Source organism: Oceanobacillus alkalisoli, from assembly GCF_021556485.1.
Lineage (GTDB): Bacteria > Bacillota > Bacilli > Bacillales > Amphibacillaceae > Oceanobacillus > Oceanobacillus alkalisoli.
Map to the genome: position 1 here is coordinate 134,771 of NZ_JAKGBW010000008.1, position 13,770 is coordinate 148,540.

Sequence of the window (13,770 nt, forward strand, 5' to 3'; positions counted from 1 at the left end):
TTAAATCCGAACAAAACTGCTAACCAGCTCCGGGAATATACGGAGACTTCTGCAGGAAGAAAGGCATCGGTGAGCCCCCGTAGCAGGCTTGCCCGTGAGGAGGATCACCAGCCGCCTGCGGAAAGCGAAGTATATTCCCGGAGCGGTGTCGATGCTCTTTATTATGATTAATTCGGATTTATATCCATGCTAAGAAATTATGTCCCAGTCTTATTTTGTATGCTTCATCAGCCAGGCCTCAAGCTTTTCTACTCCTTTATACATTAATGCTGCTAGGATCGCGATGATAACAAGGCTCGCCATTACTAATGAAAAGTCAAACACTTGGAAACCATAAATAATTAAATATCCGAGCCCTTGCTTGGAAACAAGATACTCTCCAACAATAACACCCACCCAGGATAAACCGACATTCACTTTCAGCGTAGAAATCATCACTGGCAGTGACGCGGGGAAAATTGCTTCTTTGAAGATCTGTGATTGATTTGCCCCAAAACTGCGCAGTACCATTGTGTAATTCCGATCAACTTCTAGAAATGCCCGGTAGACGACTAAGGTTGTGACAATAACTGATATAATAAACCCCATTGCGATAATCGATAAATACCCGGGACCAAGGGCAACAATAAGGATTGGTCCAAGAGCAACTTTCGGCATCGCATTAAAAATGACTAAATATGGGTCCATAATATTTGCAAATCGGTTAGAGTACCATAATGAAGTGGCGATTAACACACCGCCAATAGTCCCGATGAGAAAGCCGAGCAATGTTTCAAATAATGTAACCGATACATGGACAAATAGACTGCCGTTCGCAATTCGTGTTAGAATTAAATCAAAAATCTTGGAGGGGGAACTGAATAATAACGGATCGATAATGTACAGGCGGCTGCTAATTTCCCAACAGAGGAAAAAAATAACGGCAATACCTACTTGCCAGGTTAAGACAATTTTTCTCTCTTTTTTCAGTCCTTTTTGATACGCTTCGTATAATTGTTCATCTTTTAGAGGTTTCATATTCCTTCACCTGATTTTTCTTTTTTCTCTAACTCTTGCCAAATCGTATCGAATATTGGTTGAAATGCATCATGCTTTCGTGCAACTATGGGAGATTCTGCCCGTAATTCCGTTGGCACATCATAAATTTTTACGATTCTGCCGGGGTTTGCCTCCATCATGATGATTCGGTCACTCATTGCAATCGCTTCTCCAATGTCGTGGGTTACAAGAATCGTTGTTTTCTCATATTGATTAAGAATTGTTGCAACAAGATCTTCCAATTTCAATTTTGTCTGAAAGTCAAGGGAGGAGAACGGTTCATCCAGCAGGAATATTTCTGGATTGTTCATCAGTGTTCGAACGAGTGCAGCACGTTGTCTCATGCCCCCGGATAATTCAGTCGGGTATTGGTTTTTTACGTTCGATAGTCCAACCTCTTGAAGCAAAACATTTGCCCGATCCTCTATCGCTTCGTCTTCGCGTTTTTGAATTTTTGGTCCAAGTAACACATTCTGTAAAACCGTTTTCCAAGGAAATAGATAATCTTGCTGCAGCATATAGCCGATTTCTTCTTTGCTTTCTTTGATTGGAACCTCGTGAATAAAGATATCTCCAGAGGTATGCTGAAGTAACCGGGCGATAATGGAGAGGATCGTTGACTTACCGCAGCCACTTGGTCCAAGGATGGAAATGAATTCTCCTCGTTCTAACGAAAAGCTAATATCTTCCAGTGCTTTCGTGTAACCATTTTTGGAAAAATAATGATGGCTGATACCGGCAAGTTTTAAAATCGTCATAAATATCCCTCCTATTCATTTATCACTTCTTCTGCAATATCTGTATTTACCAACTCTTCATGGGGAGCATCAATTGGGAGTTCACCAGCTTCATCCATAATCGTTTTTAAATTCTCCCATTCTTCTTCATCTAAATATGGATCATTTGCGAAAGAATCCTGATTTTTATAGCGTTCAATCGATGAGGCGAGAATGTCTTGGTCGGTATCTTCAAAATAAGGGGCAATCACTTCAGCAATCGTTTCGGCATCGTTTTCTTCCACCCATTGCTGAGCGCGATAAATTGCTCGAGTAAACTTCTTCACGGTGTCTTCATTTTCTTCCAGGAAGCTTTCTTGTGTCATAAAGACGGTATATGGGACCTTGCCGGATTCTTCACCGAATGATGTAATAATATGTCCTTGGCCTTCTTGTTCAAAGACACTTGCCGTTGGTTCGAATAATTGCACGAATTCATAGTTGCCAGACTGGAAAGCGCTCGGAATATTGGCGTAATCAATACTTTGATCCAAGATGAGATCATTGTGCGGATCAATGTCATGCTTTTTCAATACAAATTCTCCAACCATCTGTGGCATACCACCAACACGCTGGCCAAGAAATTCTTTCCCTTTCATATCATCCCAGCTGAAATCCGGATAAGCTTCTTTTGCAACAAGGAACGTCCCGTCTGTTTGTGTGAGCTGGGCGAAGTTTACGGCATAGTCACGAGAGTCTTGTGCATAGACATAGATTGATGTTTCCGACCCGACTAGGGCAATATCGGCACCACCGGATAAAAGAGCAGTCATCGTCGTATCCCCACCCCAAGTCGTTTGCAGTTCAACATCCAATCCTTCTTCTTCAAAAAAACCTTGTTCCAGTGCTACATATTGAGGTGCGTAAAAAAGGGAACGTGTAACCTCAGCAAGATTAATTTTTACTGTTTCTGATTGGCAGGCAGTAATGAAAAACAGGAAGCCGAGCAAAAGTAAACCTTTTATTATTATTTTCATATTGTCCGACCCTTTCGCATGATAGTAGGTAGTCAACTACATTCTATGCCTGGGCGGTGGAATTGTGCAGAAGACAATGGGTAGAAGAATAAAAAAACATCCGATTTTTATTAAAAATCGGAAGTTCAGCAAAGTAACTATTAATGAAATTTATTCTGGTGTAACCGTCCAAACTCCCACATCAAAACTTCAGGTCTTTCGAGGAAGGTTAGGTGGGAAGAAACATGGACTAACACGCAGTGGGATTGTAAAGAATTCCCACTGAGTGAAGTTTCACTTTTATAATTATCCTTTTGGGATGAGGATACATTGTTACCCTTTATACACGGGACCTGTTTTTTTGATTGCATCACTCACGTTTTCGAACTTCGCAAAATTCTCATGGAATTTTTTAGCAAGTGCTTTCGCCTCTTGCTCGTAAGCTGCTTTGTCCTCCCATGTATTTTTTGGGATAAGTACTTCATCAGGTACACCTGCTACGTGTACAGGAATCTGTAAGCCGAATACAGCATCGGTTATTGTTTCGATATGGTTTAATTCACCTTCTAGTGCGGCATGGATCATTGCACGTGTATAGGATAGCTTCATCCGATTTCCAACACCGTATGAACCACCAGTCCAGCCTGTATTTACGAGGAATACGTTGGAATTATACTGATCAATTTTTTGGCCAAGCATATCCGCATACTTCGCTGGTGCAAGCGGCAGGAATGGGGAGCCGAAACAAGCGGAAAAGGTTGCTTCCGGTTCTGTCACGCCTCGCTCTGTTCCTGCAAGCTTACTTGTATAACCGCTTAAGAAATGATACATTGCCTGTTCTTTCGTAAGCTTACTGATCGGCGGCAATGTTCCAGATGCGTCAGCTGTTAAGAAAATAATTGTATTCGGATGTCCAGCAACACTTGGAGTGATGATGTTATCAATATTATCCACCGGATAAGCTGCCCGAGTGTTCTCTGTCAGACTCGTGTCATCATAATCCGGTTCACTTGTTATGTTATCGATTACAACGTTCTCAAGGACAGAACCGAAACGAATCGCATTATAAATTTGTGGCTCTTTCTCTTCGGAAAGGTTCACACATTTAGCGTAGCAGCCGCCTTCAATATTAAAGACACCATTTGGACTCCAGCCGTGCTCATCATCGCCAATCAGCCTGCGGTATGGATCAGCGGAAAGTGTTGTTTTTCCAGTTCCTGAAAGGCCGAAGAACAAGGCGACATCCCCTTCTTGACCGACGTTTGCTGAGCAGTGCATCGATAGAATATCTTGCTGTGGCAGCAGGTAGTTCATGACAGAGAAGATCGACTTCTTAATTTCACCAGCATACTCTGTACCGCCAATTAATACAACACGCTTTTTGAAAGAGATGATGATGAATGTCTCGGAATTCGTACCATCTATTTTGGGATCTGCTTTAAAATGCGGAGCGGAAATAACAGTAAACTCTGCCTGATGTGTTTCTAGCTCTTCTTCTGTAGGTGTTATAAATAGTTGCCGGGCAAAAAGATTGTGCCAGGCAAATTCATTAATCACTTGAATTGGCAATCGATATTTTTCATCGGCTCCGGCAAAGCCTTGGAACTGGAATAATTCTTCCTTATCCATTAAGTAATTAACTACCTTTTCGTGTAACTTATCGAAGGAAGCTTCATCGATTGGCCGGTTCACAGCACCCCAATCTACCGTATCTTCCGTAATCTCGTCTTTTACAATAAATTTGTCTTTTGGTGAACGGCCTGTATATTTACCTGTAGTTGCAGTTACTGCCCCTGTTGAAGTTAGAACACCTTCATTCCGGTCTAACACGCTTTCCACCAGACGAGCCACTGAATAGTTTCGCTTTAAATTCCCGTTTTCCAATAGTTGATTTGTCAATGATTTCTCCACCATTTTCATTCTTATTCTCCCGCCTTTTAGAAGGTTTTGTTGAAGGAAGACTGCAAACTTCCTTATCACTTATCTTAAATCTGACATTAGTATAACACATTAAAACGAATAGTCCATACTAATTAAAAAATAATTTAAAGAAATACCGGTTATCTGTTACATTGGGTTATTCTTTTTGTTGGAAAGCGATTGCAATATGTTGCTGTTTATTTGATTGTAACAAAGAATAAGCGGTATGGAAATAAAACTGGTAAAAAATAATGAAATATGATACGCTATTTTGCAGTAATCGATTATTAAGTAACGAATCCTTTTTAAATAAGGTTATAATAATTTCAATTCTTATTCAGAGCTGGTGGAGGGACAGACCCGGTGAAGCCCAGCAACCTCACAATTTGTGAAAGGTGCTAATCTGTTGCAAGGAATATTCCTTGAACAATAAGAGTGAAAGGCTATTGAATCCTTTCCTCATGATTGCAGGAAGGGATTTTTATTTTCATGCTTTGAATAATGGAACGAATGAAGATTGGGTTCCGTTACATATTACAAAGGAGAGAACAAGCCATATGGCTGCAAATCGTCGTTTATTTACTTCAGAATCTGTAACAGAAGGGCATCCGGATAAAATGTCGGATCAAATATCGGATGCGATATTGGATGACATTTTAAAAGAAGATCCAGATGCTCGTGTAGCATGTGAGACAGTCGTTACGACAGGAATGGTACTTGTCGCAGGGGAAATCTCAACAACAACGTATGTCGACATTCCGCAAATCGTTCGTCAAACAGTGAAGGATATCGGGTATACTCGTGCAAAATATGGATTTGACTATGAAACTTGTGCGGTCATTACTGCGATTGATGAGCAATCATCCGATATTGCTGGCGGAGTTGATAAGGCACTTGAAGCACGAGAAGGAAAAATGGAAGAAGAGATGGAAGCAATCGGTGCAGGAGATCAGGGATTAGTATTCGGTTATGCAACGAAAGAAACAGAGGAATATATGCCGCTTCCGATCAGTCTTTCCCATAAGCTTGCAAGACGCCTTGCAGATGTACGTAAAAATCGGGTATTGGATTATTTGCGCCCAGACGGGAAAACGCAAGTTACTGTTGAATATGATGAATACAATCGACCGGTTCGTGTGGATACAATTGTTGTTTCTACGCAGCATCATGAAGAAGTTACAAATGAGCAGATTGATTCTGATATTCGCGAGCATGTGATTAAACCGGTTATACCGGAAGCGCTTCTGGATGAAGACACAAAATATTTCATTAATCCATCTGGCCGTTTTGTGCTAGGCGGTCCCCAAGGGGATGTCGGATTAACGGGCCGGAAGATTATTGTGGACACGTACGGAGGTTACGCACGCCATGGTGGGGGAGCATTCAGCGGGAAGGACCCGACAAAGGTGGACCGTTCCGGTGCGTATGCAGCTCGTTATGTAGCGAAAAACATCGTAGCGGCCGACCTTGCTGGAAAATGTGAAGTACAGCTTGCCTATGCGATTGGGGTTGCAGAGCCTGTGTCCATCACAATCGATACGTTTGGAACGAGCGAATATCCGGAAGAAGTATTAGTGGAAGCTGTGCGCAAGCTTTTTGACCTGCGACCTGCTGGCTTAATCCAGATGCTTGATTTACGCAACCCGATTTACAAAAACACAGCAGCATACGGGCACTTTGGCAGAACCGATATTATTTTCCCGTGGGAGAAGCTGGATAAGGTAGAGGAACTGCAAGGAATAGTCTGTGCAAAATAAAAAGCACAAAGGCGCTTGCGCCGGACTTGTCTAGTACTAGCAACTTTAGTTAATCACTCCATTTTTATATGGAGTGAAAAAAGAGCTATTCCGTTAAATCGGGATAGCTCTTTTTGTATAAAAAAATTTATCACGCATTAACGTTCTGTAATCCCCCTACCTCTAAACATGAGGAAAGTCTAAAATGTGAAGGTGGGGGATGAAACAGTCCGTAAATCCCTGATTCTGTTCAACTAACATTCAGTGACCTCACTTCATGTTAGTATCACTTTATTTTTCACCTAAATCCGTATGTTCTTTATAGTATTGACCTTTCTCCACGTAGGATTTTCTTACTCGTTCCATTTCTTGATAGTCTGCTTCTGTAAGATCTCTTGCATATTTTGCAGGGTTTCCCATATATAAAGTGTTTGGTGGAACTTTCTTTCCGGGTGGAACTAGACTTCCCGCCGCTACAAATGCATTCTCTCCGATTTCTGCTCCGTCCAGGATAATTGCTCCCATACCGATTAAAGCATTTTTTTTAATGATGGCAGAGTGTAAGGTGACTTGGTGGCCAACCGTTACATCATCTTCAATAATAAGCGTATTATCTGGACTTTGATGGAGAACAGTCAAGTCTTGGATGCTGACACGTTTGCCGATTCTTGTCGGTGCAACGTCTCCCCGGATGACGACATGAAACCAAATGCTCGACTCTTCGTCGATCGTAACATCTCCATTTATAACAGCGTTTTTTGCTACGAAGACGGAATCATGAATCTTTGGATACACCCCTTGATAATGATCAATCATACGAACACTCCTATTCCCTTGTATTTTTTAAGAGCAATGTTGATAATAATGATAGTATAACAAATGGACGCGAAAACAATGAAATGAACTTAAATGGTGGGAAGAGAAGGCGACAATGATTCCAGATGAAGAACTTCGGACTCAAGCCCTTTCAAGTATCGCTTCAAAAAAAATTCCATTGCCAAGGTGGTGCTGTTTTTGCATTGCTTGCAGGTGAGATGTGCGAGAAGGCTGTTCGCTTTATCATAGCCTACCAGACGATCAGTGATTACTTGGATAATCTTTGTGACCGCAGCACGTCTTTTGATCTGAAAGATTTTCGTATGCTACATGAAGCGATGAAGGATGCACTGCGTCCTGGTGTGGGTTTACGAAATTATTATACTTACTGCGAGGAGCAGGCTGATGGAGGCTATCTTGAAGCATTAGTGCGCACATGCCAGTCGGCATTAGCAAATATCGAAAACTATGAACAAATCCGAGGATAGTGTTTAGAACTCTTTTTTAATAAACTTACAAGTTAAAGGGAGTGTGAATAGATGTATGAATTAAAAATGAAAGAAAATGATCGAGATGTCTTGGAATTTATCGAGTCGGTAGATCATCCGAAGCGGCGGGAAGACGCTTATAAATTACTGGATATTTTCTCCAACGTAACTGGAGGGGAAGCGAAAATGTGGGGGCCAAGTATTATTGGTTACGGTTCTTACCATTATAAATACGCATCCGGCCATGAAGGCGACGCACCAATTGTCGGTTTTTCTCCAAGGAAAGCACGACTCAGCCTCTATCTCATGGTGGAGGAAGAGAAGCGGGAAGCATTGCTCGAAAACTTTGGTAAATATAAAGCTGGAAAAGCTTGTATTTATGTAAACAAGCTTGAAGATATTGATCAAGTTATTTTGGGAGAAATGATAAAAGAAACAGTTGCATTTGTGAGCGAACGCTATAAAATTACAGGTTCTTAATAGAAACAGGTCAGCCCGAGAAGAAATCCGGCTGACCTGTTTTCTATCGATTTATTTCTTTTCAATAGCGAGTACAAATGGCGGATCGTTAATTTGATTAATGAAATCATATTTAAGGACATGGAACTTTTTCTGATCGAGTCCCGTAACATATTCAAGAAGTGCCGTTTTTTCTTCTTTCCCGCCTTCATGACCATGATAGACAACGAGGATGATGAGGCCTTTTTTCTTTAACCTGGCTAATAACTTTTCCACCGCTGGAATAGTCGAACTGCTTGTCGTGATAATCTGTTTATCACTTTTCGGTAAATAACCGAGATTAAAAATCGCTGCACTGATTTCTTCATCATTCTCTAGATAATGATCGACAAGGGCATGGCTATCTTGGATGAGTGTGACATTGGTATGTTCGGATGCCTCAAGTCTTTCCTTGGTGGAAGCAATCGCTTGTTCTTGTATATCGAATGCCAATACTTTTCCTTGTTTACCTGTAAGTTTTGCCAAGACAATCGTATCATTACCATTCCCACAGGTTGCATCAATCGCGAGGTCACCTGGAGATATCGTTTCTTCGAGTAATTCGTGGGCAAAACGCAAGACATTTTTTAACATTGTTCATACATCCTTTCTAGCATAAGAATAGAACATTTGGCTTATCTTGACAATAAACATAGGATTCTTTATAATTCGATGTAATCATTACATTAAAAAAACGTCGCATAGGATTAGTAGTAAATGCAATCATGATTAGAGAGGCAGCGGTTGGTGGAAGCTGCACATGATGTATTTATGAACTCACCTATAAGTTGCAGAGGTGAAATGAGTAACTTCTGCCGTAGATCTGCGTTAAAGATGGAAAGTGAGCATAATTGCTAATTTGGGTGGTACCGCGGGAATGTAAGCCTCTCGTCCCTTTCTTCGGGGATGAGTGGCTTTTTTTGATATAGGAAACTATAAATTAAATTGCTGTGGATTACTAAAAATGCCAGCAATCGCCACGTCCGGCTCCAGTGCCCAGCAACTAGCAAACTTCACACTCCTTCAATCGATAAAGAAGACTTGCCGAATGGTCTTTGTGAGGCTTAGCCGCACTTATACCCTTGCGGTGAAAGTCAACATCGGCTCTCTACGTTCGCCGTGTTTCCTTTATCTCCCCCTCGGAGTGCTCCAGTTTGTACGTTGCTGAACGGGCACTTCCACCTTTGTTTTAAAAATAATCAGCACCATGTTGCATGAAGGAGGTCACGGCATGAGTTATCATCATGCGGAGATTGAAAAGAAATGGCAAGAATATTGGGATGAGCATAAAACGTTTAAAACAGATACGTATTCCGATAAAGAGAAGTTCTATGCGCTAGACATGTTCCCTTATCCGTCGGGTTCGGGACTTCACGTCGGTCATCCGGAGGGCTATACAGCGACAGATATTATTTCCCGGATGAAGAGGATGCAAGGTTACGAGGTTCTTCACCCAATGGGGTGGGATGCGTTCGGCTTGCCGGCTGAGCAATATGCCCTTGATACAGGGAATAGTCCGGCAGAGTTTACAGAAAAAAATATTGCTACATTTAAACGGCAAATTAAAGAGCTTGGTTTTTCTTATGATTGGGACAGAGAAATTAACACGACGGATCCAGACTATTATAAATGGACCCAGTGGATTTTTACAAAATTATACGAAAAAGGGCTTGCTTATATCGATGAGGTGCCAGTTAACTGGTGTCCGGCACTTGGGACGGTTCTTGCCAACGAAGAAGTAATTGACGGGAAAAGTGAGCGGGGTGGTCATCCGGTCATTCGGAAACCGATGAAGCAGTGGATGCTTCGTATTACTGCATATGCAGATCGTTTGCTTGAAGATCTCGAAGACTTGGATTGGCCGGAGAGCTTAAAAGAAATGCAGCGAAACTGGATTGGACGTTCGGAAGGTGCAGAAGTGACCTTTATGATTGATGGTCATGATAAACAATTCACTGTATTTACAACTAGGCCTGATACGTTGTTCGGTGCTACTTATGCAGTACTTGCTCCGGAACACCCTTTCGTTAAAGAGATTACGACTGCAGAACAAAAGGATGCAGTTGAAGGATATCTTCATGAGGTTGAAACGAAATCCGAATTGGAAAGAACGGATTTAGCGAAAGATAAAACCGGAGTATTTACAGGAGCTTATGCTATTAACCCGGCTAACAATAAAAAAGTACCGATCTGGGTTGCGGATTATGTATTAATGTCATACGGTACTGGGGCGATTATGGCAGTTCCAGGACATGATGAACGGGACTATGAGTTCGCTACGAAATTCGAACTTCCAATTATCGAAGTTGTGAGCGGGGGGGATATGACGAAGGAAGCATATGTTGGTGATGGTTCTCATGTCAATTCCGAATTTTTAGATGGACTTCATACTGAAGAAGCAATCAAGAAAATGATTGATTGGCTTGTTAAAAATGACAAGGGTGAGAAGAAAATCACTTACCGCCTCCGCGACTGGCTCTTTGCAAGACAGCGTTACTGGGGTGAACCAATTCCAATCATCCATTGGGAAGATGGTACAATGACAGCTGTTCCTGAGGAGGAGCTTCCATTGGAATTACCAGTTCTCAAGGAAATCAAACCATCTGGTACAGGTGAGTCTCCGTTAGCGAATGCGGAAGATTGGGTGAACGTTGTTGATCCTGAAACCGGAATGAAAGGTCGTCGTGAAACGAATACGATGCCGCAATGGGCAGGAAGCAGCTGGTATTTCTTGCGGTATATCGATCCGGATAACACAGAAGCGTTAGCAGATCCGAAGGCACTTGAAGAATGGATGCCGGTTGATTTATATATCGGAGGAGCAGAGCATGCAGTATTACACTTACTCTATGCGAGGTTCTGGCACAAGTTCTTATACGATATCGGTGTCGTACCTACGAAAGAGCCGTTCCAAAAGCTATATAACCAAGGAATGATTCTCGGTGAAGGTAATGAGAAGATGAGTAAATCGAAAGGGAATGTCGTAAACCCTGATGATATTGTTCACTCGCATGGCGCGGATACACTAAGACTATATGAAATGTTCATGGGACCACTTGATGCTTCTGTTGCTTGGTCTACTACCGGACTTGATGGTGCACGACGCTTCCTGGACCGAGTATGGCGTTTGTTCATTAATGAGGATGGAAGTTTGACAGATAAAATTACAGAAGGAACAAATGAGAAATTAGATAAGGTTTATCATGAAACAGTTAAAAAAGTCACCATAGATTATGATAATCTGCATTTTAATACAGCGATTTCCCAATTAATGGTATTTACGAATGAGGCTTATAAAGTCGACCAGATTCCGAAAGAGTATGCGGAAGGCTTTGTTAAATTACTATCTCCGATTGCACCCCATATGGGAGAAGAACTCTGGGATAGATTAGGTAACGCTGGTACGATAACGTACGAGGCATGGCCAGCATTTGATGAGCGTAAACTTGTAGAGGATGAAATCGAAATCGTTCTGCAGGTAATGGGTAAAGTCCGTTCGAAAGCAAATGTATCAAGAGATATTTCAAAAGATGAACTTGAGAAATTAGCATTAGCAGACGAAAAAATCCAAGAATGGACTCAAGGGAAGACAGTACGAAAAGTAATTGTTGTCCCTGGTAAGCTAGTTAATATTGTTGCTAATTGAATGAATTTCATAATTACCAAAGTCGGCTTTCCCATCACCATATGTAGTTGGGAACGAACCAACTCAACTACATATGGTGATGGTGAAGCATTAAATACGTATTATGAAATTCATTAAATTAATAGATAAAAAAGCTTTCTCTTCCTAAATTGAAAAGGAGAGAAAGCTTTTTGTTATTTAATGATGACTTCACCTTGCCAGTCGAGCATTCCACCTGTCATGTTAGAAACGTCAAAACCTTTTTCTTTCATATATAATGCCGCGTTCATACTTCTACCGCCCGAGCGGCATATTAAAATATATTCTTTCGATTGATCAAGTGAACCAATGGCTTCAGGAATTTGTTTCAAAGGGATATGAGTTGCCCCTTCTATTATTCCGTTTGCAACTTCCTCATCTTCTCTTACATCGATAAGAACGACATCTTGCTCTTTTTGCATGACCTTTTCTACTTCCGTTGTGCTTATTTCTTTAATATGATCCATTAAAATTATCCTTTCTATATTAACAAATTCAATTCACGCTTTATTTTACTGTCTTCATGCATAGGTTGCAATCAAGATACACAAGCTAACAAATGACAATATATGAAAAGAGGAATCCATATGCGATTGTTTATTTATTTTTTTATCGTGTCGATTATGATTTTTCAACCCCTTGAAGCAGCGGCAAGTGAAGTTGAACCAGTTCTCATCTCGACATATGAAGAGGATGTGACTGGGGATGGCAAGCTTGATGCAATTAAGTTATACGGCGTTCATTTTAGTCCGGATTCCGTATATTATAAAGATATTTTTGCGATTATCACAACTGAGACCGAAGAATGGCGAATTGATTATCAAGGTGGGTATGACCCAACTATTCAGTTTATCGACTTGAATCACGATAATGTTCCAGATATTTTCTATCAAAGCCCAACAGGGGGAAGCGGTGGGTTGTACACATCGAAACTAGATACACTTGCCCGCAATGAATTGGAATCAATCCCTTTACCGGAACAAGATTATATAAAAGGATATTTTGAAGATGGATTCCAGGCAGTCATAGAGATTGCGCCAAATACGAAACCTATTATACTTGATGTACAGGATAGGAAGGATGATTACATCAGACTTGGAATATTTGACAAAGAAGGCAGGCTGCTTCAAGAAACACCACTCATGATCGACCCAATCGCTTTTTTTGAACCTGTTGAAATTAGTGATCGTAATGGATATGGATTGAAAAGCTTTAAACAAATAAGCGGAGCGTATCACGCTGATCAATTAGGTGTAGTTGAGACACTTTGGTATTACGAAGATGGTAAGTGGATAGCGTTAAAGACCGATTGGAAAGGTACTGATGAATACGATGCTGCTAAATTCTATTAAAAAACATGTATGATCATGTAAGAAAATGCGTTTTTATCGTTGACAACTATCGAATGCCATGCTATGATATAAATCCAAGGTTAATTTCTTGTAAATATTCATTAACAAATAAAAATAAGTGTTGACACAAAATAATGTTTTGTGTTACATTTAGAAAGTCGCCTTTTTGGCGGGTGAATTTGCTCTTTGAAAACTGAACAAAACAACCAGTATGAAAAAGAGGTAAGAAGTAAAACGTTGGATTAATCTAACGAAAGCTTTTTATCCCTGAATCAATTTTTGAAGCTAAGAATAGATGACGGTGTCATCTATCACAAACACTTTTATGGAGAGTTTGATCTTGGCTCAGGACGAACGCTGGCGGCGTGCCTAATACATGCAAGTCGAGCGCGTGAAACTTTTCAGATCTCTTCGGAGTGACGAATTGTGGATCGAGCGGCGGATGGGTGAGTAACACGTGGGCAACCTGCCTGTAAGATCGGGATAACTTGCGGAAACGTGAGCTAATACCGGATAAAGCAACGCA

The 13,770-nt window shown here is 41.1% G+C and carries 11 protein-coding genes, 1 rRNA gene, 1 pseudogene, 1 riboswitch and 1 other annotated feature; of the genes and pseudogenes, 6 read left to right on the forward strand and 7 right to left on the reverse strand.

Going from position 1 to position 13,770, the window contains the following annotated elements:
* Window positions 1–210: 210 nt before the first annotated feature.
* The 4 genes from LZD48_RS10075 to pckA all read right to left on the reverse strand — a co-directional run bounded on the left by LZD48_RS10075 (window position 211) and on the right by pckA (window position 4,690).
* The gene (locus LZD48_RS10075) at window positions 211–1,017 is read right to left on the reverse strand and encodes an ABC transporter permease (protein ID WP_235762617.1); all 807 of its coding nucleotides are present in this window, start codon (window positions 1,015–1,017) and stop codon (window positions 211–213) included.
* Window positions 1,014–1,796 carry an ABC transporter ATP-binding protein gene (locus LZD48_RS10080; protein WP_235762618.1) on the reverse strand — a complete coding sequence of 261 codons (783 nt, stop codon included), beginning with the start codon at window positions 1,794–1,796 and terminating at the stop codon, window positions 1,014–1,016. The genes LZD48_RS10075 and LZD48_RS10080 overlap by 4 nt, the downstream gene beginning before the upstream one ends.
* An 11-nt stretch (window positions 1,797–1,807) precedes the next feature.
* Window positions 1,808–2,791, reverse strand: a complete 984-nt coding sequence (locus LZD48_RS10085; RefSeq protein WP_235762619.1) for an ABC transporter substrate-binding protein — start codon at window positions 2,789–2,791, stop codon at window positions 1,808–1,810.
* Window positions 2,792–3,103: 312 nt separating this feature from the next.
* Window positions 3,104–4,690: a phosphoenolpyruvate carboxykinase (ATP) gene (pckA, locus tag LZD48_RS10090; RefSeq protein ID WP_235762620.1), complete on the reverse strand. Its 1,587-nt coding sequence runs from the start codon at window positions 4,688–4,690 to the stop codon at window positions 3,104–3,106.
* A 330-nt stretch (window positions 4,691–5,020) separates the two neighbouring features.
* Window positions 5,021–5,126: riboswitch (SAM riboswitch) on the forward strand.
* A 121-nt stretch (window positions 5,127–5,247) separates the two neighbouring features.
* On the opposite strand from pckA, the gene metK reads away from it, so the two are divergent.
* Window positions 5,248–6,447, forward strand: a complete 1,200-nt coding sequence (gene metK / locus LZD48_RS10095) for a methionine adenosyltransferase (RefSeq protein ID WP_235762634.1) — start codon at window positions 5,248–5,250, stop codon at window positions 6,445–6,447.
* Window positions 6,448–6,717: 270 nt separating this feature from the next.
* On the opposite strand, the gene LZD48_RS10100 is transcribed toward metK, so the two are convergent.
* Entirely contained in the window at window positions 6,718–7,242 is a 525-nt protein-coding gene (locus LZD48_RS10100; protein WP_235762621.1) for a gamma carbonic anhydrase, read from the reverse strand.
* Window positions 7,243–7,327: 85 nt separating this feature from the next.
* Between LZD48_RS10100 and LZD48_RS10105 the strand changes: the two are divergent.
* Window positions 7,328–7,724 (forward strand): annotated as a pseudogene (locus tag LZD48_RS10105) (DUF2600 family protein); the annotation flags it as partial.
* 57 nt (window positions 7,725–7,781) lie between these two features.
* Window positions 7,782–8,210: a DUF1801 domain-containing protein gene (locus LZD48_RS10110; protein WP_235762622.1), complete on the forward strand. Its 429-nt coding sequence runs from the start codon at window positions 7,782–7,784 to the stop codon at window positions 8,208–8,210.
* 51 nt (window positions 8,211–8,261) lie between these two features.
* Here the strand turns inward: LZD48_RS10110 and mnmM are convergent, their stop codons facing one another.
* Window positions 8,262–8,822, reverse strand: coding sequence for a tRNA 5-(aminomethyl)-2-thiouridylate-methyltransferase MnmM (mnmM, locus tag LZD48_RS10115; protein ID WP_235762623.1), 561 nt, complete (start codon window positions 8,820–8,822; stop codon window positions 8,262–8,264).
* Between the two features lie 94 nt (window positions 8,823–8,916).
* Window positions 8,917–9,127, forward strand: a binding site (T-box leader).
* A gap of 332 nt (window positions 9,128–9,459) precedes the next feature.
* Here mnmM and leuS point away from each other — a divergent pair.
* A complete protein-coding gene (leuS, locus tag LZD48_RS10120; RefSeq protein ID WP_235762624.1) occupies window positions 9,460–11,874 on the forward strand; it encodes a leucine--tRNA ligase in 2,415 nt (804 codons plus the stop codon).
* A gap of 173 nt (window positions 11,875–12,047) precedes the next feature.
* On the opposite strand, the gene LZD48_RS10125 is transcribed toward leuS, so the two are convergent.
* The gene (locus tag LZD48_RS10125; protein ID WP_235762625.1) at window positions 12,048–12,359 is read right to left on the reverse strand and encodes a rhodanese-like domain-containing protein; all 312 of its coding nucleotides are present in this window, start codon (window positions 12,357–12,359) and stop codon (window positions 12,048–12,050) included.
* A 120-nt stretch (window positions 12,360–12,479) separates the two neighbouring features.
* On the opposite strand from LZD48_RS10125, the gene LZD48_RS10130 reads away from it, so the two are divergent.
* Window positions 12,480–13,244, forward strand: coding sequence for a YybI family spore inner coat protein (locus LZD48_RS10130; protein WP_235762626.1), 765 nt, complete (start codon window positions 12,480–12,482; stop codon window positions 13,242–13,244).
* 322 nt (window positions 13,245–13,566) lie between these two features.
* Window positions 13,567–13,770, forward strand: a 16S ribosomal RNA gene (locus LZD48_RS10135); the annotation flags it as partial.

Coding starts and splice junctions, on each gene's coding strand:
- LZD48_RS10080 (WP_235762618.1), bottom strand. CDS start 1,796: ATGACGATTTTAAAACTTGCCGGTATCAGCCATCATTATTTTTCCAAA.
- LZD48_RS10075 (WP_235762617.1), bottom strand. CDS start 1,017: ATGAAACCTCTAAAAGATGAACAATTATACGAAGCGTATCAAAAAGGA.
- LZD48_RS10125 (WP_235762625.1), bottom strand. CDS start 12,359: ATGGATCATATTAAAGAAATAAGCACAACGGAAGTAGAAAAGGTCATG.
- LZD48_RS10085 (WP_235762619.1), bottom strand. CDS start 2,791: ATGAAAATAATAATAAAAGGTTTACTTTTGCTCGGCTTCCTGTTTTTC.
- LZD48_RS10100 (WP_235762621.1), bottom strand. CDS start 7,242: ATGATTGATCATTATCAAGGGGTGTATCCAAAGATTCATGATTCCGTC.
- LZD48_RS10110 (WP_235762622.1), top strand. CDS start 7,782: ATGTATGAATTAAAAATGAAAGAAAATGATCGAGATGTCTTGGAATTT.
- LZD48_RS10130 (WP_235762626.1), top strand. CDS start 12,480: ATGCGATTGTTTATTTATTTTTTTATCGTGTCGATTATGATTTTTCAA.
- mnmM (WP_235762623.1), bottom strand. CDS start 8,822: ATGTTAAAAAATGTCTTGCGTTTTGCCCACGAATTACTCGAAGAAACG.
- pckA (WP_235762620.1), bottom strand. CDS start 4,690: ATGAAAATGGTGGAGAAATCATTGACAAATCAACTATTGGAAAACGGG.
- leuS (WP_235762624.1), top strand. CDS start 9,460: ATGAGTTATCATCATGCGGAGATTGAAAAGAAATGGCAAGAATATTGG.
- metK (WP_235762634.1), top strand. CDS start 5,248: ATGGCTGCAAATCGTCGTTTATTTACTTCAGAATCTGTAACAGAAGGG.